This window comes from Mycobacteriales bacterium (assembly GCA_030697205.1).
GTDB lineage: Bacteria > Actinomycetota > Actinomycetes > Mycobacteriales > SCTD01 > JAUYQP01.
Window position 1 is genome coordinate 55099 of sequence record JAUYQP010000040.1, and the last position, 20723, is coordinate 75821.

General features: G+C 72.7%; 26 protein-coding genes. 8 read left to right on the forward strand and 18 right to left on the reverse strand.

The genetic code is table 11. From position 1 onward, the window contains the following. Window positions 1–44: 44 nt before the first annotated feature. From Q8R60_12420 to Q8R60_12430, 3 genes are read left to right on the forward strand one after another with little or no spacing between them, the layout of a single operon-like run. On the forward strand, window positions 45–470 hold the full coding sequence (locus tag Q8R60_12420; GenBank protein ID MDP3713274.1) for a hypothetical protein: 426 nt from the start codon (window positions 45–47) through the stop codon (window positions 468–470). Between the two features lie 15 nt (window positions 471–485). Then, the gene (locus tag Q8R60_12425) at window positions 486–1001 is read left to right on the forward strand and encodes a metallophosphoesterase (protein ID MDP3713275.1); all 516 of its coding nucleotides are present in this window, start codon (window positions 486–488) and stop codon (window positions 999–1001) included. Then, a complete protein-coding gene (locus Q8R60_12430; protein ID MDP3713276.1) occupies window positions 998–1837 on the forward strand; it encodes an alpha/beta hydrolase in 840 nt (279 codons plus the stop codon). The genes Q8R60_12425 and Q8R60_12430 overlap by 4 nt, the downstream gene beginning before the upstream one ends. Here the strand turns inward: Q8R60_12430 and Q8R60_12435 are convergent. Beyond that, window positions 1834–2154, reverse strand: coding sequence for an antibiotic biosynthesis monooxygenase (locus tag Q8R60_12435; protein MDP3713277.1), 321 nt, complete (start codon window positions 2152–2154; stop codon window positions 1834–1836). The genes Q8R60_12430 and Q8R60_12435 overlap by 4 nt on opposite strands. Before the next feature lie 36 nt (window positions 2155–2190). On the opposite strand from Q8R60_12435, the gene Q8R60_12440 reads away from it, so the two are divergent. Together Q8R60_12440 and Q8R60_12445 are read left to right on the forward strand one after the other, a co-directional pair. Beyond that, window positions 2191–3030: an oxygenase MpaB family protein gene (locus Q8R60_12440; GenBank protein ID MDP3713278.1), complete on the forward strand. Its 840-nt coding sequence runs from the start codon at window positions 2191–2193 to the stop codon at window positions 3028–3030. Window positions 3031–3061: 31 nt separating this feature from the next. Next, window positions 3062–3952, forward strand: a complete 891-nt coding sequence (locus Q8R60_12445) for a GNAT family N-acetyltransferase (GenBank protein ID MDP3713279.1) — start codon at window positions 3062–3064, stop codon at window positions 3950–3952. A gap of 5 nt (window positions 3953–3957) precedes the next feature. Here the strand turns inward: Q8R60_12445 and Q8R60_12450 are convergent, their stop codons facing one another. The 14 genes from Q8R60_12450 to Q8R60_12515 form a co-directional block, all read right to left on the reverse strand. Next, window positions 3958–4140 carry a hypothetical protein gene (locus Q8R60_12450; GenBank protein ID MDP3713280.1) on the reverse strand — a complete coding sequence of 61 codons (183 nt, stop codon included), beginning with the start codon at window positions 4138–4140 and terminating at the stop codon, window positions 3958–3960. Between the two features lie 74 nt (window positions 4141–4214). Next, a complete protein-coding gene (locus Q8R60_12455; protein ID MDP3713281.1) occupies window positions 4215–5078 on the reverse strand; it encodes a PD-(D/E)XK nuclease family protein in 864 nt (287 codons plus the stop codon). 54 nt (window positions 5079–5132) lie between these two features. Further along, window positions 5133–6449 carry a hypothetical protein gene (locus Q8R60_12460; protein MDP3713282.1) on the reverse strand — a complete coding sequence of 439 codons (1317 nt, stop codon included), beginning with the start codon at window positions 6447–6449 and terminating at the stop codon, window positions 5133–5135. Window positions 6450–6456: 7 nt separating this feature from the next. Continuing rightward, on the reverse strand, window positions 6457–7371 hold the full coding sequence (locus Q8R60_12465; GenBank protein MDP3713283.1) for a zinc metalloprotease: 915 nt from the start codon (window positions 7369–7371) through the stop codon (window positions 6457–6459). 64 nt (window positions 7372–7435) lie between these two features. Then, on the reverse strand, window positions 7436–8278 hold the full coding sequence (locus Q8R60_12470; GenBank protein ID MDP3713284.1) for a PHP domain-containing protein: 843 nt from the start codon (window positions 8276–8278) through the stop codon (window positions 7436–7438). 10 nt (window positions 8279–8288) lie between these two features. Continuing rightward, window positions 8289–8837: a hypothetical protein gene (locus tag Q8R60_12475; protein MDP3713285.1), complete on the reverse strand. Its 549-nt coding sequence runs from the start codon at window positions 8835–8837 to the stop codon at window positions 8289–8291. A 55-nt stretch (window positions 8838–8892) separates the two neighbouring features. Continuing rightward, window positions 8893–10596: a hypothetical protein gene (locus Q8R60_12480; protein MDP3713286.1), complete on the reverse strand. Its 1704-nt coding sequence runs from the start codon at window positions 10594–10596 to the stop codon at window positions 8893–8895. A 52-nt stretch (window positions 10597–10648) separates the two neighbouring features. Then, window positions 10649–11275, reverse strand: coding sequence for a hypothetical protein (locus Q8R60_12485; protein MDP3713287.1), 627 nt, complete (start codon window positions 11273–11275; stop codon window positions 10649–10651). A gap of 48 nt (window positions 11276–11323) precedes the next feature. Then, entirely contained in the window at window positions 11324–11521 is a 198-nt protein-coding gene (locus Q8R60_12490; GenBank protein ID MDP3713288.1) for a hypothetical protein, read from the reverse strand. Between the two features lie 39 nt (window positions 11522–11560). Continuing rightward, window positions 11561–12064 carry a MaoC family dehydratase gene (locus Q8R60_12495; GenBank protein MDP3713289.1) on the reverse strand — a complete coding sequence of 168 codons (504 nt, stop codon included), beginning with the start codon at window positions 12062–12064 and terminating at the stop codon, window positions 11561–11563. Window positions 12065–12120: 56 nt separating this feature from the next. After that, complete coding sequence (locus Q8R60_12500) at window positions 12121–12504, reverse strand: DUF393 domain-containing protein (GenBank protein ID MDP3713290.1); 384 nt, start codon at window positions 12502–12504, stop codon at window positions 12121–12123. Continuing rightward, window positions 12501–13556 carry a DUF2332 domain-containing protein gene (locus Q8R60_12505; protein ID MDP3713291.1) on the reverse strand — a complete coding sequence of 352 codons (1056 nt, stop codon included), beginning with the start codon at window positions 13554–13556 and terminating at the stop codon, window positions 12501–12503. Before Q8R60_12505 ends, Q8R60_12500 begins: the two co-directional genes overlap by 4 nt. A gap of 36 nt (window positions 13557–13592) precedes the next feature. Further along, window positions 13593–14303 carry a type VI secretion system tube protein Hcp gene (locus Q8R60_12510; GenBank protein MDP3713292.1) on the reverse strand — a complete coding sequence of 237 codons (711 nt, stop codon included), beginning with the start codon at window positions 14301–14303 and terminating at the stop codon, window positions 13593–13595. Between the two features lie 95 nt (window positions 14304–14398). Next, window positions 14399–14995 carry a suppressor of fused domain protein gene (locus tag Q8R60_12515; protein ID MDP3713293.1) on the reverse strand — a complete coding sequence of 199 codons (597 nt, stop codon included), beginning with the start codon at window positions 14993–14995 and terminating at the stop codon, window positions 14399–14401. 51 nt (window positions 14996–15046) lie between these two features. On the opposite strand from Q8R60_12515, the gene Q8R60_12520 reads away from it, so the two are divergent. Further along, complete coding sequence (locus tag Q8R60_12520) at window positions 15047–16513, forward strand: hypothetical protein (GenBank protein MDP3713294.1); 1467 nt, start codon at window positions 15047–15049, stop codon at window positions 16511–16513. A 63-nt stretch (window positions 16514–16576) separates the two neighbouring features. Here Q8R60_12520 and Q8R60_12525 read toward each other — a convergent pair whose 3' ends face one another. Continuing rightward, complete coding sequence (locus Q8R60_12525; protein MDP3713295.1) at window positions 16577–17779, reverse strand: acyl-CoA dehydrogenase family protein; 1203 nt, start codon at window positions 17777–17779, stop codon at window positions 16577–16579. 195 nt (window positions 17780–17974) lie between these two features. Here Q8R60_12525 and Q8R60_12530 point away from each other — a divergent pair, with 195 nt between their 5' ends. Beyond that, window positions 17975–18682 (forward strand): hypothetical protein, encoded by a 708-nt coding sequence (locus Q8R60_12530; protein ID MDP3713296.1) that lies wholly within the window; start codon window positions 17975–17977, stop codon window positions 18680–18682. After that, the gene (locus Q8R60_12535) at window positions 18679–19371 is read left to right on the forward strand and encodes a hypothetical protein (GenBank protein MDP3713297.1); all 693 of its coding nucleotides are present in this window, start codon (window positions 18679–18681) and stop codon (window positions 19369–19371) included. The genes Q8R60_12530 and Q8R60_12535 overlap by 4 nt, the downstream gene beginning before the upstream one ends. A 171-nt stretch (window positions 19372–19542) precedes the next feature. Here Q8R60_12535 and Q8R60_12540 read toward each other — a convergent pair whose 3' ends face one another. Both Q8R60_12540 and Q8R60_12545 read right to left on the reverse strand, forming a co-directional pair. Beyond that, the gene (locus tag Q8R60_12540) at window positions 19543–20502 is read right to left on the reverse strand and encodes a CoA ester lyase (GenBank protein ID MDP3713298.1); all 960 of its coding nucleotides are present in this window, start codon (window positions 20500–20502) and stop codon (window positions 19543–19545) included. A 99-nt stretch (window positions 20503–20601) separates the two neighbouring features. After that, the coding region (locus Q8R60_12545) for an IS630 family transposase (GenBank protein MDP3713299.1) at window positions 20602–20723 on the reverse strand (122 nt) is incomplete at its 5' end.

The following is a 20723-nucleotide window of genomic DNA, read 5'->3' on the forward strand; positions in this document are numbered from 1 at the left end:
CTGCGTGTCCGGGTGCCGATGCCCGGATCATGGTGCTGAGGGTCGTGGGTGGAGTCCGAACAGGCGAGGACGTGGAGGACCTGCGGGCCTTCCTCAAGGCGCTCGACGGCGCCCCTGACGTGCACGAGACGGTGGTGCTCGGCTGCGGCGGGCACGGCGACGACCGGCCCACCTGGGTCTACGTCGAGGCCGACGCCGTCGCGGGCGTCGCGCGCCGCCGCTGCCTGCAGTGCGGCACAGCCGTCGGCCTGCTCGACTCGCAGGAGCGCTGGACGCACCCGCCCATGTGGGCGTGCGGTGGCTGTGGCCAGTCGATCGCGGAGGTCGCGGCCGGGCTGTCCCTGCCCGACGGCGAGCACGTCGAGTGGGTCGTGCTGGCCTGCCGGTGCGTCGAGTGCGGCCGCGTCGACGGGCTGACCGACGTCGTGCTCGACGGGACCCCCCTGGCCGAGGTCGTCGCCGGGCTCTGACGCAGACTGGCGCGCGTGCGCCTGCTGCTGATCGCCGACACCCACGTCCCGAAGCGGGCGCGCGACCTGCCGGCCGAGCTCTGGGACGAGGTCGACCGCGCGGACCTCGTCGTGCACGCCGGTGACTGGGTCGATGTCGCGCTGCTCGACGCGCTCGAGGCCCGCGCAGCGCGGCTGCTCGGCGTGTGGGGCAACAACGACGGCCCCGAGCTGCGCGCCCGGCTGCCCGAGGTAGCCCGCGCCGAGGTCGAGGGGGTCCGCCTCTCGGTGGTCCACGAGACCGGTGGCGCGTCCGGTCGGGAGCGCCGCGCCGACCTGGCCCACCTCGACACCGATGTCCTGGTCTTCGGCCACTCGCACCTGCCCTGGGACACGACGACCCTCGCGGGGATGCGGCTGCTCAACCCGGGCTCGCCGACCGACCGCCGTCGGATGCCGACCTGCACCTACCTCACCGCCACGGCCGCCGACGGCGCACTGCACGACGTCGTCCTGCACGACCTGCCTGCACGCATCGCGAGCCGGGCATGAGCGTCGTCGGAGGCGAGCTGCCCGCCGGCAGCGAGCTCACGTCGTACGACGTCGTCGGCGGGCGCCTTGCCGCCGTCTCGCTCCGCCCAGCGGGCGCGCGTGGCACGGCCCTGCTGGTTCCCGGCTTCACCGGCAGCAAGGAGGACTTCTCCCCGGTCCTCGAGGGGATCGCCGGGGGTGGCTGGCACGCGGTCGCGCTCGACCAGCGCGGCCAGCACGAGTCACCCGGCCCCGACGACCTCGCGGCCTACTCCGTCGAGTCGCTCGCCGCCGACCTGCGGCAGGTGATCGCACGGCTCGACGGCCCCGTGCACCTCGTCGGCCACAGCTTCGGCGGCCTGGTCTGCCGCGCCGCCGCCATCGCCGAGCCCACCGCCGTTGCCTCGTTGGTGCTGATGTCGTCGGGCCCCGCCGCGCTGTCCGGCCCGCGGGTCGAGGCGATGGACCACGTCCGCCCGCTCGTCGAGGCCGGCGATCTCGTCGCGGTCGCCGACCTCATGGACGCGGCCGCGGCCCTCGACCCCCTGCGACAGGAGCTCCCCGGCGAGATCCGCGACTTCCTGCGCCGCCGCTTCCTCACCTCCTCGGCGGCCGGCCTGCTCGGCATGGGCGACGCACTGACCTCCGAGCCCGACCGGGTGGACGAGCTCGCCGCCACCGGCCTGCCGGTGCTGGTGCTCTATGGCGAGCACGACGACGCGTGGCCACCCGCCGTGCAGGCCGCGATGGCCGAGCGCCTTGGCGCGGCGCACGTCGTCGTACCCGGGTCGAGGCACTCCCCCGCGGCCGAGCGGCCCGACGAGACCGTGGCCGCGCTGCTGGCCTTCTGGGACTAGCTCCCCGAGCTCTGCACGACCTCGAACGCCATGATCGTCGAGCCGGTCGCCGCGGGTCCCGCACCGGCCGGGCGCTGCGTCGAAGCCGCGTGCCCCTCACCGAAGCGCTGACCGTCGCGCCACGCGACGAAGTCGGCCTCGGAGCGCCAGCGCGTGTAGACGAGGTAGTCGCTGGTGCCCTCGACCGGGCGCAGCAGCTCGAAGCGCTCGAAGCCCTCCGCGCCCTCGACGGCACCCTGCCGCGCGGCGAAGCGCTCCTCGAGCGTGGACCCCGCGCCCTCGGGCACGGACAAGACGTTGATCGCGACGTACGGCATGCGGCCAGTCTGCCGGTCGGCGACACTGGAGGCGAGATGAACGTCGAGCACAGCGACTCCCCCGACCCCGGCCTCTACGGGCCCGACAGCGTGACGTGGCGCGTCCACGCCGACCCGTCGATGGCGCTGGCGGGGCTGCGGGCCCTGCTGCTGCAGGCGGTGCACCCGCTCGCGATGGCCGGCGTCGCGCAGCACAGCGACTTCCGGCAGGACCCGTGGGGCCGGCTGTTCAGGACTGCGGAGTACGTCGGGATCACCACCTACGGCACGACCGAGCAGGCGCGCCGCGCCGGTGGGCGGGTGCGCGGCATCCACCGCAAGCTCGGCGGGATCGAGCCGGAGAGCGGCACGGCGTACCGCGTCGACGACCCCGAGCTGCTGCGCTGGGTCCACTGCTGCGAGAGCGAGTCCTTCCTCAGCACCGCGGTCCGCTGCGGGCTGCGGCTGTCGCGCTCGGAGCAGGACGCCTACTACCTGGAGCAGTCGCGCGGGGCGGAGCTCGTCGGGCTGCGGGCCGAGGACGTGCCACGCAGCGTCGGCGAGACGGCGGACTACTTCACCGGGATGCAGCCGCAGCTGCGGGTGACGAGCGAGGCTCGAAGAGCCGCGACCTTCGTGCTGTGGCCGCCGATGCCGACGAAGGTGCAGGTCGGCACACCCGCCCGACCGGCCTGGATCGCCCTCACAGCGACCGCCGGGGCGATGCTGCCGCGGTGGGCGCGCCGGCTCTACCGGCTGCCCGGCCTGCCGACCACCGACGCTGCGGCAACCGCCGCCGGGCTTGCCTTCCGCAGCGGCCTTCTCGTCGTACCCGAGTCCCTGCGCCACGGGCCGCACCTCAAGCACGGTCAGCGCCGGATGGGGCTGCTCGGATAACCGCTGGCGCGGCTCCGTAGCGTCGGAAGGCGTGACGATCCGCGAACGACCCGCGACCCGCGCCGACCTCGCCGGCGTGCTCGACCTGTGGCTGCGCTTCGACGTGGCCGTCCGGGGCTTCCCCGACAGCGACGAGACCGACGTGCTCGGCGACTGGGACGTGCCGGGCTTCGACCTCGACCGCCAGACGCTGCTGTTGGAGGACGACGGTCGGGTCGTCGGCTACGCCGTCGTCAGCGGCGACGAGACGGACTCCACGGTCGACCCCGGGCTCTTCGGCCAGGGCCTCGAGCAGCGGCTGCTCGGCTGGATCGAGTCGGTGGCCGAGCCCGGTGCCCGCGTCCACCACTACTCCCCGGTGCAGCTCACCGCGCTGCAGGACGCCTTCGCCGAGCGCGGGTGGGAGCCGGCCCGGCGCTTCTGGCGGATGCGCATCGACCACGAGACCCCGGACGCGTCGCTAGAGGCACCGGCGTGGCCGGAGGGGGTGACGGTGCGCGACTTCGACCGCGACACCGACGCTGAGCTCGCCCATCGGGTCGTGCAGACCGCCTTCGCCGACATCGGCTCGCACACCGAGCGCTCCTTCGACGAGTGGTCGGTCGCGATGCTCGCCGACGAGCGCTTCGACCCGTCCCTCTACCTCGTCGCCGAGTCGGACGGGCAGGTCGCGGGGGTGTGCCTGGCCCAGGACATGAGCGACTACGGCTTCGTGCGCCAGCTCGCCGTGCCGCGGGCCCACCGCGGCCGCGGCATCGGGCGCGCGCTGCTGCTCGAGTCCTTCCGCCGGCACCGCGACCGCGGGCTGCCGCAGACCCAGCTCGGTGTCGACAGCGACAACGCCTCAGGCGCGACCCGGCTCTACGAGAGCGTCGGGATGCGGGTGTCCGAGGACTTCACCCGCTGGGAGAAGCAACTGTAGGACGGTCAGGCGGTGCGCAGGCTGCGGGCCTCAAGGGCCGCGCGCGACGGCAGCTCGGCGAGCGCCCGGATCGCCTCCACCTCGGCGACCTCGGCCTGCAGGCCGGCCACCATCTCGTCGGGCTCGGCGAGGTCGCAGAGCAGCGACGGCGGGATGCCGTCGGCGAGCAGCTGCATGACGAGGTGCATGGCGACCACGGTAGGGGCGAAGACCCCGGACCGGGCGCAACCCGGCGCCCGCGTGTCGGAGTCGTCACCGAGCGTCACACCTCCTCGGCGAGGCCCTCCCACGACCGCTTGCGCGGCGCGGCCGCGAGGCCCTCCGGGCAGTGCTGGGCGACGTCGCACCACGAGCACATCGGCCCCGGGGTCGCGGGGAACGCCCGCTCGCCGTCGTCGCCCGCCGCCAACGCAGCGGTCGCGGCACCTGCCTCCGCGGCGATGTCCTCGGCGCGCGAGAGGTGCCGCGACAGCGACTCCTCGGTGTGGGTCCACGACACGGTCGTGCCCGACGGCAGGTGGTGCAGCTCCACCGTGGAGCAGGCCCGCCGCAACGTCCGCCGAGCCCCGTGGACGTAGAGCGCCAGCGCCAACGACCCACGGGCATCAGCGGTGTCGGGGACCCACCGACCCGCCTTGTAGTCGACGACGACGACCTCCTCGCCCGCGGCCGTCGTCCGGCGGTCGATGCGGTCGACCCGTCCGCTCACGGCCAGCGTCGCGGTCCGGGTCGCGACGGTGCGCTCCACGCCGACCGGCTCGTCGTCGGGGTCGAGCGTCGCGGCGTAGGCCTGGACCATGTCGCCGGCCCGCGCCCGCCAGCGCTCGGACTGCACGTCGTCGCGGAAGCCCGCGACGTGCGGCGAGCCCGGCCAGGCCTGGTCGACCAGCGCCCGGGCGGTCTCAGGAGTACGCCGGGGAAGCGACCACCAGCGGGCGAGCGCCAGGTGCACGGCTGCGCCGACCGCGCTGTGGGCCCACGGCCCGCCCTTGGGTGGCGACGGCCGGTCGAGGTAGGTCATGCGGTAGCGACGCGGGCAGTCGAGCCAGGTCCCGAGCCGCGACGGCGTGCAGCTGAACAGCCGCGCGGGCATGCCGTCGAGGCCGAGCTGTCCGTCCACCGTCACCGCTCCAGTGTCGCGGCCCGCACCGACAGCGGCGGGCCAGGCTGTGGACGACGGCTACCAGCTGCCGCCGCCACCCCCACCGCCACCGCCGCGCCTGCCGCCACCGCCCCAGCCACCGCCGCCCCCGAACCCGCCGAAGCCCGAGGACCGGCCGCCGCCCGACCGGGTGCTGCGCCGACCCCCGCCACCCCACCGGGGGCCGGAGATGCCGCCCCCGAAGCCGCCCCCGAAGCCGCCACCTGAGCCCCCGCCGGACCAGTCGTCGGCACGGTCCCGGCGCCGGCCGGACACACCACCCAGGACGCTGCCGATGAGGATCGACTGCCAGAAGGGCGTCGCGTACCACCCGGCCGGCACGACCTGCTCGCCGTGGTAGCCGCCCTCGAACCAGTGCGGCCGGCCCGGCTCGTAGCCCGGCGACCCGTCGTAGGACTGGTCGCCGACCTGCACGCTCGTCGGCTCGGCCAGCTGCGGCACCCTCCCGGTCGGGAGCGGCGGGACGTCCGGCCCGAGGTCGAGACCCAGGCGCTGCCGGGCGACGCGGGCCGCGGTGATCCCCTCGATCGCGGTACGACGCGCAGCCATCCACTCCGCCGGCGAGTCCGCCGTCGACATCAGCGCCCCGGTGGCGTTGTAGCGCTCCGCGGCGTCGGCGAGCGCCTGGCGCGCGACGTCGTCGTCACCCGCCGACAGCAGCGAGACGTCGCTGCCGAGCCGGCCGTAGAGCGACTCGACGTCGGCGCGCGAGTCCTCCTGCGCCTGCGCCCGACGGCGCCGCGACGTGACGAGCCAGAGCCCGCCGCCGAGCACGGCGATCGCGACGAGGACGAGCAGCACCCTCCCGCCACCCCCCGACGACCCGGACGACCCGCCGGACCCGCTCGACCCGCCGGAGCGGGCCTGGGCGTTGACCCGGTCGACGACGTCCTCGACGAGCGCCGTCAGCGCCGTGGAGCTGAGCGTCCCCGAGGTCTGCGCCAGCGCGGCCTCCAGCGCCGCCCCCGCGTCGATGCCCCGCTCGCCCGCGTCACGGCCGTTGTCGGCGCGGAAGAACGGCTGGTCGGTGACGACGAGCACGACCGCGCTCGAGTCCGCCAGCGCGGTGCCGATCTCGACGACGAGCGCCGCGACGCCGCCCGAGCTGGTGGTGGCCTGCTCGGGCAGCACCGCGACGTAGAACGGCACGGCGGCTCGCCCGACCGCGTCGCGCAGGTCGCCCTCGTCGACCTCGAGATCAGCGGCCGGGTCGACGTAGACCGCGTCGCGCTCGAGCCCGGAGACGACCTGGTCCACCGAGCCCGCCGACGCGGGGACCGCGCCGAGCCCGAGCAGGAGAGGGACGAGCAGGAGCGCGACGAGCGGTCGTCTCACGCGCGGGTCAGCGCCCCGCGCGGTACTGCTGCCAGACCGCGTCCATGCGCAGGGACTGCCCGGGCGTGAAGGCGTACATGCAGTCGTCGTCGCTGTAGTCCATGAAGTTCTCGACCGGGTCGAGGCCGTTGTCCTTGCCGCAGGTGTCGCGACCGGTTGGGCAGTCGAACGCCGGCGCCGCCTCCGCGGGTGTGTCGTCGACGCGGTCGCCGGTCGTCGAGCAACCGCCGCTGAAGGTGTGGTTGAGGCCGAGCCAGTGACCGACCTCGTGCGGGAGCGTGTCGCCCTCGTCGTAGGGCGCGGCGGAGCCACCCGGGATCGAGTCGTTGAGGACGACGACCCCGTCGCGGGTGTCGGTGCCCTTGCCGTTGCTCGGGAAGTAGGCGTAGCCGAGCAGGTTGGCGCCGAGCCCGGTCAGGTAGATGTTGAGGGTGTCGCGACCGCCCTTGCGCAGCGCGGCCTTGGCGTCGCGTTCGGCCTTCGTCGAGGGCTCGAAGGAGTACCACGCCGCGTTGATCGTGCGGGTGGTCCCGACGAGGTCGAAGACGAACGGCGTCTTCGCCGCGCCGCGACCGGTCGTGCCGGCGAAGCTCGCGTTGAGGACCGCCATCTGGGCGCGCACCTGGGTGTCGGTCAGCGCACCGTCGGCGACCCCCGGTCCCTTCTGGACGACGTGCACCCAGGTCGGCACCACGACCTTGCTGCTGGGCGTGAAGGCTGAGCCGCTCGAGAGCAGGTCCGTGGTGTCCGCGGTCAGCGCAGGCTCGGAGCCGTGGCCGCCCTTCTTCTGCCGGACCTCGAGCCCACCGGCCGGGACGGCGCACACCGGCTCGGTGGCGGCGGCGACCGGCACGGCCGGCAGCAGCCCGAGGGTCAGTGCCGCGGCCCCCACGAGAGCGAGACGGGACGACAGGTGGACCACGGTGCCTCCGAGAGTGGTGGGCGTCCCTGCACCGTAGGCGGCGGACCGGCGCCCGTCACCCCGCTCAGCCGGAGACGACGCCCGAACCGGTCGCCAGCGCAGCGATCTCGGCGTACTGCTCGGGGCTGGTGAGGTGGGCGCCGAGCGCGACGGTCTTGTTGCTGCCGTGGAAGTCGCTGGACCCGGTGGTGACGAGGCCGAGGTCGGCGGCGAGGCCGCGCAGGTGGGCGCGCTCGGCGTCGTCGTGGTCGACGTGGTCGACCTCGAGGCCGGTGAGGCCGGTCTCGGCCATCGCGGCGATCGTTGTGTCGGGGACGGTGCGGCCGCGCTTCGACGCCGCCGGGTGGGCGAAGACCGTCACGCCACCGGCGGTCGCGACGAGGTCGATGGCCTCGAGGACGTCGAGCTCGAGCTTGCCCGCCCAGTAGCGCCCGCGGGTCCCGATCCAATCGAGCCCGAAGGCCTCGTCGAGGTCCGCGACGACGCCGGCCTCGACCAGCGCCTGGCCCACATGGGGCCGACCGACGGTGCCGGCCGCGAGCGCTTGCACCTGGTCCCAGGACACGGGTACGCCGGCGGCGACCAGCTGCGCGACCATCCGCTCCGCGCGCCCGACCCGTGAGTCACGCAGCTCCGCGAGCCGTCCGGCGAGGACGGGCTCGTCGGGGTCGAAGAGGTAGGCGAGCAGATGCAGGCTGACGCCGCCGTAGATGCAGGACAGCTCGGCGCCGCGCACCAGCGCGAGCCCGTACGGCAGGGCGTCAGCGGCCTCGGCCCAGCCGGAGGTCGTGTCGTGGTCGGTGAGGGCCACGACGTCGAGCCCGACCTCGACGGCGTGGCGGACCAGGTCGGCCGGCAGCGTCGTGCCGTCGCTCGCGGTCGAGTGGGCGTGCAGGTCGATCCTCATCCGCCGGACCCTACGGCGCGATCACCCAGGTCTCGCCCCGGCTCTCCAGTCGCCCACCAGCGACGCGGACCTCGTCGCCGTCGACCGTCGCGACCCCGTCGCCGTGTGCGACCACCTGCGGGATCCCGATGTCGCCGGTCGACACGAGGTCGTAGGACGCGGCGTACTGCACCAGTGCCTCCGGCTCCGTCCCGTTGGTGAGGTCGACCGCGATGACGGTCGGCTCCTTGCCGTTGCCCGTCGCCACGAGTCCCGTGACCCAGCGCTCAAGCTCGTCGGTGACGTCGTACTCCGTGAGGGTCCAGCCGGTGTCGTCGCGGGTGACGACCCAGCGGCTGCTGCCGACCGTCGTGCAGGTCGCATCCTGGGCGAACTCCTCGCAAGCCGGGTCCTCCGTCTCCGGCCCCGGGTCCGCGGAGACCGGCGCCCGCAGCAGCGCACCGTCGGTCGACAGCACCGCACCGCTCGCCACGGTCGGGCTGGGCGCGCTGCCGGTCGGCTCGCCGTCACCGCCGCAGGCGGGCATCAGGAGGAGCACTGCGAGCAGGAGCGGGCGCATGCGATGCACCTACCCGCTCGACAGCGCGGCTCACCCGGGTCGGACGTCGGGGCCATCAGCGCGACGCCAGGTCGACGATCGTGACCTCGCCCCGCCGCTCCACGCGCACACCGGGAACCTGCGCGAGGGCCACGAGGTCGAGGCGCTCGTAGCGAGTGCCCGCCAGTCGGTCGTGGAGCAGCAGCAGGCTGCGGACTCCTGAGCTCCGCAGGAGGCTCAGCGAGTCCGCAGAGGGCAGCCGCGCAGCGGCGCGGCGGAGCTCGGCCTGCAGCAGGGGCTGGAAACCGCTGTAGCCGTTGACGACCCTGGGAAAGCGGTCGGCGCTCCAGTGCATCACCAGGATGTCAGCGAGTTGATCGCTGGGCAGGACCAGCACAGGCCCGGGGACGTCGGCGAGCGCGACGCTGGGAGGCCGCTCGACGGGGACCTGCACCGCGGTGTCCAGGCCCTCCACGAGCACCAGCGCGGTCAGAGCCGCGGCGACCGTCGAGCGGTCGAGGTGACGCACGACCGGCCGCAGGCGCAGCAGGACCGTCACCCCGTGCGCAGCGAGCAGGGCGAGGGCCAGCCACGCGGTGGTCACCAGCCGTCCGGGCGTGCGCACTCCTTGATAGCCAGGCGCGTACTCGTAGAGCAGGAGGTATCCACTGCCGCCGAAGGGACCGTTGGTCCCGAGCGAGAGGGCCGCAAGAGTCGCGGTGGCACCCAGTAGCACGATGCGTCGCTGGCGTGACCACGGGCCCCTCGCCAGTCCGAGCGCCGCCAGGCCGACAGCCAGCAGCCCGGGCCACAGCTCCTTCTCGTTGACGGCCTCCACGCCCTCGCGCAGCGGACCGGTGACCGGGCCCCATAGCCACGAGTCGGGCGACGCCGTGACCAGCGACGCGGGGTCCGGCGAGAAGGCCTCGACCTGCTCGACCGTCCGGCGGCTCTGCGGGTGCTCCTCGACGACGTCGAAGTAGGGCTGCGCGAGGACGGCGGCGACCCCGAGGAACAGCACGAGGCCGGCGCCGTTGGCGATGACGAGAGCAGGGTCGGGACCCTCGTCGCCACGTAGCCGCCTTGCGACGACACGGAGCGCGGCACAGCCAGCGCACACGGCAAGCACGTAGCCCAGTTGGAGACCGATGCCGAAGCCGAGGCTGATCTGCCACGCCGCAGTAACCCAGCCCGCGTAGGCCCACAACGGCCGTGCGCGACGCGAGCCGCACCGCAGGCCGATCCCGTGTCCGCGCGCGAGCATCGCCAGCGCCAGGGGGATCCCCCCGGTGGACAGCACCTGGAGGTGACCCAGCTGCGACGCGCGCCACGGGCTGAACGCAAAGGCCGTGGCCGCAACGAGCGCGGCTGCGCGACCCAGACCGAGCTGGCGGACGAGTACCCACGTGCCTGCGAAGGCCAGCGCGAGAGTGAAGATGAGCACGACGTTGTAGCGAGCCAGGGCGGCCGACGGCCCGGACCCCACCAGGCCGAAGGGCAGGTAGCCGAGCAGCGAGTCGGTGAACGCGAAGGAGTTGGCCAGCGGAGCGAAGGTGTTGGCGTCCCAGAGCCGCCCGGAGGACCGGATCGCGTGGGCCGGCCAGCCGAGGATCCAGGAGTTCAGCAGCGGGTCACCGTCATCGTGGGCGATGGTCGTGGACCAGTCGTGGGGACGGCGGACCGTCAGGGCGAGGACGGTGCCGAGCACCATCGCGAGCAAGGCCTCGAAGCCAGCTGCTCCGGGTCGCCGGGAGCGTCCTCGCTGAGTCCGGCTGGCCATGAGCCGGGACCCTATCGGCGCGTCATGTTCTTCGGCGGGACCCCGCCGACGATCAGACGAGGCGGGGGCAGGGGGCGCCGACCGGCAGGTCGATTCCGGCGTGCGAGCCGTGCCGCAGGTCGTGCAGGACGAGGTGCTCGACCATGACGAGCTCGGCAGCGGGCGGCCAGAGGACGGCCCACAGCCAGATGCCCATCGCCTCGCCGACGAAGGCCACCCGGTCGTCCGCAGACTCGATGCGCCACAGGGCGGTCGGGTGCCCTGCGGCCTCGACCTTCGCGTCGGGGGGGCCGTCGAGCAGGACGCCGGGGTCGACGGAGTCGCGGCCGGCGTACCTCGACCCGACCCCGGTGCCCGGCTCCTCGGCGACGAGCAGCAGGTCGGCCGGGCCCCCGAGCGGTGACGGGCCGGAGAAGGCGAGGACGGTCGCGCAGGAGTCACGTCGCTCGTCGCCGGCCGTGGCGAGCCCTGTCAGGGCCCACCCGGCGAGCAGCGGCAGCGGCGACCACAGCGGGACCGCGGAGCGAGCCGCGGACGCAGCGATGACGTCGGCCCCCACCCGGGGCGCGACGTGCAAGGGCGAGACGGGGCCGTGCCGCTCGCACTCCCAGTCACTCGACATCAGTCCGGGCGCGCGAAGCGGGCCGGCACAGCGGGGGCAGGTCGGCGCGGCGCTCACACCCGCACGGTCCGCTGCGAGCGGCCCGCGGTCAAGAGCACGAAGGTGCTACTCCACGATCCGCTCGGTGACACGCTCGGTCGCGACGGGACGCTCGACGACCCGCTCGCGAACGACCGGAGCCGCCGGGACCTCGCGGACGACGGTGCGGGCCGGGGCCCGGCGCACCCGGTCCATGCCGCCCGACATCGCGAACAGCGCGAACCCGACAGCAACGACGACGAAGAGGATCACGAGGGTGGCCATGCCGCAGTGGTGCCCGCGGCAGACCTCCGCGAACCCCGCTCAGCCCTCCTGGAGGACCGGCCGTCCGGGCTGCTCGCCGCCGCGGGCCTCGAGGTAGCTGTTCTTCGGCACCATCACCTTGCGGCGGAAGATGCAGACCAGCACGCCGTCCTGGTTGTAGCCCTTGGTCTCGACGTAGACGACGCCGCGGTCGTCCTTGGACTTCGACTCGGTCTTGTCGAGGACCTCGGTCTGGCCGTAGATCGTGTCGCCGTGGAAGGTCGGGAAGACGTGCTTGAGCGACTCGACCTCGAGGTTGGCGATCGCCTTGCCGGACACGTCGGCGACCGACATGCCGAGCAGCAGGGAGTAGACGTAGTTGCCGACGACGACGTTCTTGCCCTGCGGCGTCGTGGTCGCGTAGTTGGCGTCCAGGTGCAGCGGGTGGTGGTTCATCGTGAGCAGGCAGAACAGGTGGTCGTCGTACTCCGTGACGGTCTTGCCTGGCCAGTGCTTGTAGACCGCACCGACCTCGAACTCCTCGTAGCTGCGGCCGAACTGCACTGCGACTCCTTCGTACGACGGAACCTGTCGCGACCATCCTCGCAGCGTGACCGCCGTCACCCGGCCTGGGGGCGGTCCTCCTGAGGCAGGGCGCACGCAGGGGTGCCGCCGGGCAGCGACCCGCGGTGGTCGGCGACCCAGCGGTAGACCCGCGCGGCCACCCACGAGGCCGGCGGGACGAGCAGCACCGCACCGAGGGGTCGCCAGGGCAGGGCGCTCGCGAGCAGCAGCCGCGCGACCGCGGCGTGACCGCTCGACACGCGGCCGTCGTCGGCCACCCACTGCAGCGACTCCTGGCACTGCTGCGCCGTCAGCCCGAGCGCCGGCAGGTCGGCGTGCTGCCACGCGACGACCCGGCCGGCCCGCAGCCGCAGCCGCTCGGCGACCCGCACCGACGATGTGCAGAAGGCGCAGTCGCCGTCGTAGACCAGGGTGCTCACGCGCCCAGTCTCGCACCGTTCCAGGTGACCGGCGGCCCGTGACCGAGAGCCTCGGCGAGGCGCACCCGCTGCCCACCCGGCCAGCGCTGCGCCGTCACGGTGAAGTCGACGTCGCGGTGCCCGACCCGCTCGGGCTCGAGGGCGACCCGCACCAGCGGCGCGTCCGGTCCGATTGCGCGCCCCACGGTGTCGAGCAGGGCGTCGACGGCGGCCCGCTCGCCGGGGTCGACGTACTGCATGACGACGCTGTGCCACACGACCGTCGTCACCCCGGTCGGGAGGTCGGCGAGCTCGCGGGTGAGGAAGTCGAGCGCGCCGGCCCGCTCGACCACCACCGGGACCCGCTCGGCGACCTGCAGCGCGCCACGCAGCCGCTCGAGCCGGGCGGTCTGGTCGGCCCAGACGTAGGACGTCAGGGTCAGCCGGCCGTCGGTCGTCGCGGGATCGACGGGGGCCGGGTCGCAGCCGCGACGCGAGACGAGGACAGGGGCGTCGTACGACGGAAGAGCACCGGTCCACGGATCGACGAGGCGGACGGGGCTGGCCGGGTCACCGAGGACCCGACCGTCGGCGAGGGCGTAGGCGAAGGCGTCGCAGCGCAGGTTGAGCCCGGCCGACGAGCCGACCTCGAGCAGCCGCACCGGCCCGCCGCCCAGCATCCCGAGGACGCCCCACAGGACCGCGGCCCGACCGACCTCGTTGGTCTGGACCGGCTGCAGGACCAGGGAACGCAGCGCGTCGAGGCGCTCGCGGCAGGCACGCTCCGCGGCCGGCCAGACGTCACCGACCGGCGCGGTCCCGCCGACGCTCGGGTAGTGCAGCGCGAGCTCCTGAGCACGGCGCCCGAGGACCAGGCGGTGCAGGGCACCGGCGAGGCGCAGCGATGGGACCGACCCCGACGGCGTGCCCTCCTCGTCCGCGAGCAGGTCACGAACCACTCCCCCGGCTGCGTAGTCGTCGGCGGCGCCGGCGAGCAGCGCCGCCGTCAGCGGCGACCCGGCGAGGGCGCACTGGCGCCCCTGCTCCCGCAGCCGTTCGACGAGCGTCCGCACCCGCCCGACGCTAGCCGGACGGGTGCGTCCGGCGTCTCAGCCGGTCTCCTCGGCGGTCACGTCGAAGGAGAAGGACTGCGTCCCACGCGTCAACGTGAGCGTCTTGTAGGCGAGGGTGATCGACTCCTGCAGTGGCGAGGCCCCCTGCTGCACGCTGGTGACGAGCACGTCGGTGAGCTCGTAGGTGGCCGTCGTCGTCGCGGCGCACGCTGTCGGGTCGCACAGGGTGAGCGTGGCGGTGGGCAGGACGCGCCCGGTGGCGACCGTGCGCAGCAGCGCGGTCGAGCCGTCGTCGACGCTCCGGCTCACGGACAGGTCCTGGAAGCTCGGCTTGCCGACGCTCGCGCCACCGCCACGCGTCCAGCTGCTCGCAGTCGAGACCCCGAGCGCGTAGGCGGACACCGGGAGCGGGCCGACGGTTGCCGTCGGGTTGGTCGTCGCGAACGACAGCGTCCCGATCGCCGCGGGCGCTGCCGGTGCGCTCGTGCCCGGGTCGCCCTTCTCGCCCTTCTCGCCCTGCGGTCCCTGCGGTCCCGTCGGTCCCGTCGGTCCCGTCCTCGACCAGGACAGCGCGCTCTCGCCGTTCTTGCACGCCTCACCCTCGGCGACGACCCGCAGCTGCCCGTTGGCGACTCCGGCGCACCCGTGCACCTCGTCCTCACCGGCGGCCGATGCCAGACCCTGCCAGGCGAGCACTCCCGAGGCGGTCATCGCGACCGCCACCAGCCCTACCGCTGCCTTGCGCATCTCGGTCCCTCCCGTCCGCGCGCGGTGCGCGGAACGCCGCCACACCACCACCGGGGAGGGCGCGCGAGGTGTCGGGTAGCCGACACCACGACGGGTCAGGACAGGTCGACCTCGCGGCGGCGCGGGTCGCGCAGGTCCACTCCCTGGGCCAGCCACCGCTCCTCCAGGGCCTGCGCGCCGTGGACCCGCTTCCAGGCGGCCTCGTTGGGCGTCATGGGCAGCAGCGGCAGGAAGCGCACCGGCTCGGCGGCGCTCTCGACGCCGCCCCCGAGCTCGAGGTCGGGCACCAGCCCGCCGGGCTCGCCGACGAGGACGGCGGTGAAGCGCGCGCCGTCCCAGAGCGGCTCGCCGAGGTCGAGCCCGGCGCCGGGGGCGAGCACAAGACCCTCGACGGACGGCGACGCTGCCAGCGTCGCGAGCCGCCGCAGGGCAGTGTCGTGCAGGCCGCGGACCGACAGCAGCAGCTCCGCGCGCGGGCCCTCACCAGTCACGACGAGCTCGTCAGCGCCCGTCATCGGGGCTCGCGACATGCCGAGCGTCGCGTAGCGGACGACCCCGTCCGGGTCCGGCCCGAAGCGCAGCACGTCGATCCGCTCGCTGCCGAGGAAGCTCACGCCGGCGCGACCGCTGTCTTGCCCGAGGACGCTCACGAGGTGGGCCTCGACGACGACCAGCACGCTGTCGGGATCCACCCTCCGACCCTACCGAGCAGGGATCGGACCGTCCGTGGCGAACCTCACCTCATGCCGAACCGCCGCAGTTCGCTCCTTCTCTCGTGCGCCGTCCTCGCCGCGGGCGTGCCCGTCGCGGGCATCGCGCTCGCCGCACCGAAGGCCTGTGGCAGCGAGGTGAAGACCCCGCCGCTCGCCTTCGCCGAGCGCGTCTACGTCGACCGCAACCGCGCAGGAGGGGAGCCGGTGAGCGTCGTCGCGCAGGACGGCTCCCTGAGCATGTCGGCGCACGCAGGCACGACCCACATCTACAAGGACCCGGCCGCACTGCCCGGCGCCGGCGACTTCGTCAACGGCTACACCAACCAGACGCTCAACTGGCGCTCCACCGACGGCGGGAAGACCTGGGCCTACATCGGCCTCAACGGCACCGGTCAGGGCCCGCACACCCTCGCCTCCAGCGGCTTCTCCGACCCGGACTACGCGATCGACGCAGGCGGCCGGATCTACAACACAGAGATCAACCTCGCCAACGTCGCGGTCTTCTCCTCCGGAGACGACGGCCAGACCTACACGCGCGGCAACCCCGAGGTCACCAGCGGCGACCGCCCGTGGGTGACGGCTGGTGCCGCCGAGGAGGTCTACCTCTACGTCAACACGCTGCAGCAGATCTTCCGCAGCACCGACGGCGGGCTCACCTGGACGCTGCAGTCGCGCAGCAACCAGGCTGGGCCCGACGCCAAGATGTACATCGACCCGCGCAACCCCAAGACCGGCCTCATCGGTCCGAACAACCCCGACGGCGTCTCGATCTCCAAGGACCAGGGCAAGACCTGGGAGGCCTTCGCCGGCGCGGAGCTCGGCCCGACCGTCGACTTCTTCGGTGCCGTCGCGGTCGACAAGGCGGGCTTCGCCTACCGGGCCGCGGCCGGCGGCTACAAGGGCGGCAGCGACGCGGTCGCCGACGGCGAGGTCACCTTCAACTGGTTCGACCGCAAGACCAACGAGTGGTCCCCCGAGGCCGTGACCGTGCCGACCCCGAAGGGCGACGCCCTGTGGCCCTGGGTCGTCGCCGGTGACGACGGCCGGGTCGCCATCGCCTGGCTGCAGTCGCTCGAGAAGGAGCCGCAGTCCTTCTACGTCTACGTCGCGCAGACCCTCAACGCGCACGGCACGAAGGTCAAGTGCAGCAACGGCTCGACCAAGGTGATCCCGCCGCGCTGGTCGGTCGCCAACGCCTCGAAGAAGCCGGTCCACCAGGGCCCGATCTGCCTCAACGGCACGACCTGCAACGCGAGCCCCGACTTCCCCGAGGGCGACCGCCGCCTCGGTGACTTCATCACCGTCAACTACGACAAGGACGGCACCCTGTTCGTGGCGAGCGCCGACACCACGCTCCGCACAGCGGTCGAGGGCGGCAGCGTCAAGCCGGTCGGCAACCCCGTCTTCATCAAGGCCAGCAAGGGCGCCAAGATGACCAAGAAGCCCATGACCACCCGCAAGACCCGCCCGAGCTGCGGCCTCGACCCGCTCTGCTGACCACCGCACCTGGAGTACGACGAAGGGCCCGCTCACCCGAGCGGGCCCTTCGTCGTACGCGGGTCAGCCCTTGAGCTGGTAGTCCTTGAGCAGGCCGCGGCTGATGATGGTCTTCTGGATCTCGCTGGTGCCCTCGCCGATGAGCAGGAACGGTGCCTCGCGCATGAGGCGCTCGATCTCGTACTCCTTGGCGTAGCCGTAGCCGCCGTGGATGCGGAAGGAGTCCTGGGTGACCTCGGCGCAGTACTCGCTGGCGAGCAGCTTGGCCATGCCGGCCTCGACGTCGTTGCGCTTGCCGGCGTCCTTGAGGCGGGCGGCGTTGACCATGAGGGCGTGCGCGGCCTCCACCTTGGTGGCCATCTCGGCGAGCTTGAACTGGATCGCCTGGTGCTGCGCGATCGGCTTGCCGAAGGTGGAGCGCTGCTGGGCGTAGGCGATCGCGAGTTCGAAGGCGCGGATCGAGATGCCGCAGGCGCGGGCAGCGACGTTGACCCTGCCGACCTCGACGCCGTCCATCATCTGGTAGAAGCCCTTACCCTTGCCCTCCTCGCCTCCGAGGATCGAGCTGGCCGGCACCCGGGCGCCCTCGAGGATCATCTCGGTGGTCTCGACGCCTTTGTAGCCCATCTTGTCGATCTTGCCGGGGATGGTGACGCCCTGGGCCGTCTCGCCGAAGCCGGGCTCCTTCTCGATGAGGAACGTCGTCATGTTCTTGTAGACCGAGTCGGCACCCTCGTCGGTGCGGACCAGGGTCGCGACGAGCTGCGAGCGGCCGCCGTTGGTCAGCCACATCTTCTGGCCGTCGAGGACGTAGGAGTCCCCGTCGCGGACACCCTTGCTCTTGATGGCCGCGACGTCGGAGCCGCAGTGCGGCTCGCTCATCGAGAAGGCGCCGCGGATCTCACCGGTCGCCATCTTCGGCAGCAGGCGGTCCTTCTGCTCCTGGGTGCCGTGCTGCTTGAGCATGTAGGCCACGATGAAGTGGGTGTTGATGACGCCGGAGACGCTCATCCAGCCGCGCGCGATCTCCTCGACCGTCAGCGCGTAGGTGAGCAGCGACTCACCGAGGCCGCCGTACTCCTCCGGGATCATGAGGCCGAACAGCCCCATCTCCTTCATGCCCTCGACGATCGCCTCGGGGAACTCGTCCTTGTGCTCGAGGTCCTGGGCGTAGGGGAGGATCTCCTTGTCCACGAAGCTGCGGACGGTGGACAGGATCTCCTGCTGGACCTCGGTGAGGCCCTCGGTGGCGGCGAGGCGGGCCATCTCAACTCCTGGTGCTCCGGATCCCCCGCGAACCACGGGGTACGACGCGTCAGCGCGCGTTGCGGAAGTGTCCCACCGGCTACTACCCGGTAGCCAGCCGAGTCGCGTGATCCTCCCCACGCCGTCGGGCAGGAGTGGGCGTCGCGGTGGCGAACTCCTACGCACCCAGATCGTCACCGCTCGCCGGAGGTCCCCGTGAAGGCTCGTGCCGCACTGCTCGCCGTCTCGCTGCTCGTGCCCGTGGGCGCGGGCGTCGCGACCGCCGCCCCGAAGCCCAAGCCGAAGCCGGTCCCTCTCAAGCCGGTCTGCAACCTCGTCGTCGACGACAAGGCCGACGCGACCTACAACATGGTTCCTGGGGCCGCCGGTGACGACATCGTGAGCGCCGACGTCGCGAGCGACAGCACGCTCATCACGGGTGTGATCCGCGTGGCGGCGCTGGCGGCCAACGACCCGCAGGCGCCGTTCGGCCGCGGCTACTTCGTCAACTTCACGGCTCCGGGGAGCCCGGACGTGCTCTTCCTGTCGGCCCGTACCTACCCGACCGGCAACACCTTCGTCTACGGCTACGACGGCGTCGACCCCAACACGGGCGTCAACACCTCCTACACCCTCGGCAGCGCCACCGGCGTGGTGGACACCGCCAAGGGCGAGGTCCGGATCTCGGTGCCGATCAAGGACCTCGCGACCGGCGCCAAGGCCAACCTCGCGAAGGGCAACAAGCTCAGCGGCCTGACGGCCGAGGTGTTCCGGATCGCCGGTCAAGGCTTGGTCCCGAGCCAGAGCCCGGCCCCTGGCGCGCCGCGCGTTCCGCTTGGCGGCGTGCTGCTGCCCTTCGACGACGCGGTCGGCACGACGTCCTACGCGCTCGGCCACCCGTCGTGCGTGGCGGTGGGCAAGTGAGGGCCCGCGCTGCCGTCGCCGCAACCGCCCTCGTCCTGACAGCGGGCGCGGGGGTCGCGACCGCTGCTCCGAAGCCGAAGCCCAAGCCGGTCAAGCCGGTCTGCAACCTCGTCGTCGACGAGGCCGGCGACGCCAACCTCAGCGGCGTCCCGGGCGGGACAGGGGACGACATCGTGTCGGCCGACGTCGCGAGCGACGGCGTGACGATCACCGGCGTGGTGCGCACGGCCTCGCTCGCGCTCAACGACCCAGAGTGGCTCAACGGACGCGCCTACTTCGCGGAGTTCACCGCCCCGGGCAGCCCCGACGTGCTGTTCCTGCAGGCCCGCAACTACCCGACCGGCGTCATCTACTCCTACGGCTACAGCGGGGTCGACCCGACGTCGGGCATCAACACGAGCTACACGCTGGGCAGCGCGACGGGCGTGATCGACACCGCCAAGAAGGAGGTGCGCATCTCCGCACCCCTGAAGGGCTTCGTCGACGGCGCCAAGGCCAAGCTCGCCAAGGGCAGCAAGCTCACCGCGCTGTCCGCCCGGCTCTTCCGCCAGGGCGGCCAGGGCCTCGTGCCCTCGCAGACTGTTGCCGGCACGCGCGTCCCCGTCGGAGGCGTCAACGTGCTGCTCGACGACGCCTTCGGCACCAGCTACGTCGTCGGCACGCCGTCGTGCGTGGCGGTCGGCACGTAGGTCCTGCGCCGTTCGTCCGGTTCTACTGGGCCGAACGGGTGCAGATCGGGCCGTCCTGGGCCGATCGGCTCAAGCCCGACGGTCCGGACAGCCGAACCGTCGTGCATGAGCAACTACCTGCGGCGGATCGCACTCGTGGTCAAGCGCGCCGTCACCTGGTAGCCCGCGGGCTCACTCGCTCGGCGGCTCGAAGGTCGTCGTGCGGGTCATGCCCGCGGCGCGACCCTTGCTGGAGATGACGAGCGCCATCTTGCGGCTCGCCTCGTCGATCATCTCGTCGCCGAGCATGACGGCGCCGCGCTTCCCGCCGGCCTCGGACGTGTAGTAGTCGTAGGCGTCGAGGATGAGCTCGGCGTGGTCGAAGTCCTCCTGCTTGGGCGAGTAGACCTCGTTGGCCGCGTCGACCTGGCCGGGGTGCAGGACCCACTTGCCGTCGAAGCCGAGCGCGGCGCTGCGGCCACCGACGCGACGGAAGCCGTCGACGTCGCGGATCTGCAGGTAGGGCCCGTCGATGGCGAGCTTGTCGTGGGCGCGGGCCGCCATGAGGATCTGCATGAGGATGTAGTGGTAGGCGTCGCCGACGTCGTAGCCGGGCGGCTGCTCGCCGACGACGAGGCTCTTCATGTTGATCGACGCCATGAAGTCGGCCGGGCCGAAGATGATCGTCTCGACGCGCGGGCTCGCGGTCGCGATCTCGTTGACGTTGATGAGACCGAGCGCGTTCTCGATCTGCGCCTCGATGCCGATCTTGCCGACCTCGTAGCCCATCGTCTTCTCGATCTGGGTGAGCAGCAGGTCCAGTGCGACGACCTGCTGGGGCGTCTGCACCTTCGGCAGCATGATGCAGTCGAGGTTGACGCCGGCGCCCTCGACGACCTCGGTGACGTCGCGGTAGGTCCACTCCGTCGTCCAGTCGTTGACCCGCACGACGCGGACCTTCTCGCCCCAGCCACCCTCGTTGAGGGCGTCGACGATGATCTTGCGGGCCCCCGGCTTGGCGAGCGGGGCGCAGGCGTCCTCGAGGTCGAGGAAGACCTGGTCGGACCCGAGACCGCGGGCCTTGTCGATCATCTTGGGGTTGCTGCCTGGCACAGCCAGGCAGGAGCGGCGGGACCGGGTCTGGCGCTGCACGGGTGACTCCCTCGTCAGGTGGCGTGCCTCAGGCTAGCGACGGGAAGCCTGCTCCCGTGACGGGCCTCCTGACCACTGCACTAGTGGTCCGTCTCTTGATTAGCTGACTACTTGTTGGAGGGTGTCGCGGGCGCGCGCGATCTTGGCGAGAATGGACTCTGCGGTGGCAGTCCAGACGTAGGGCGTCGGGTCGTCATTGGTGGCCTCGAGGAACTCCTCGA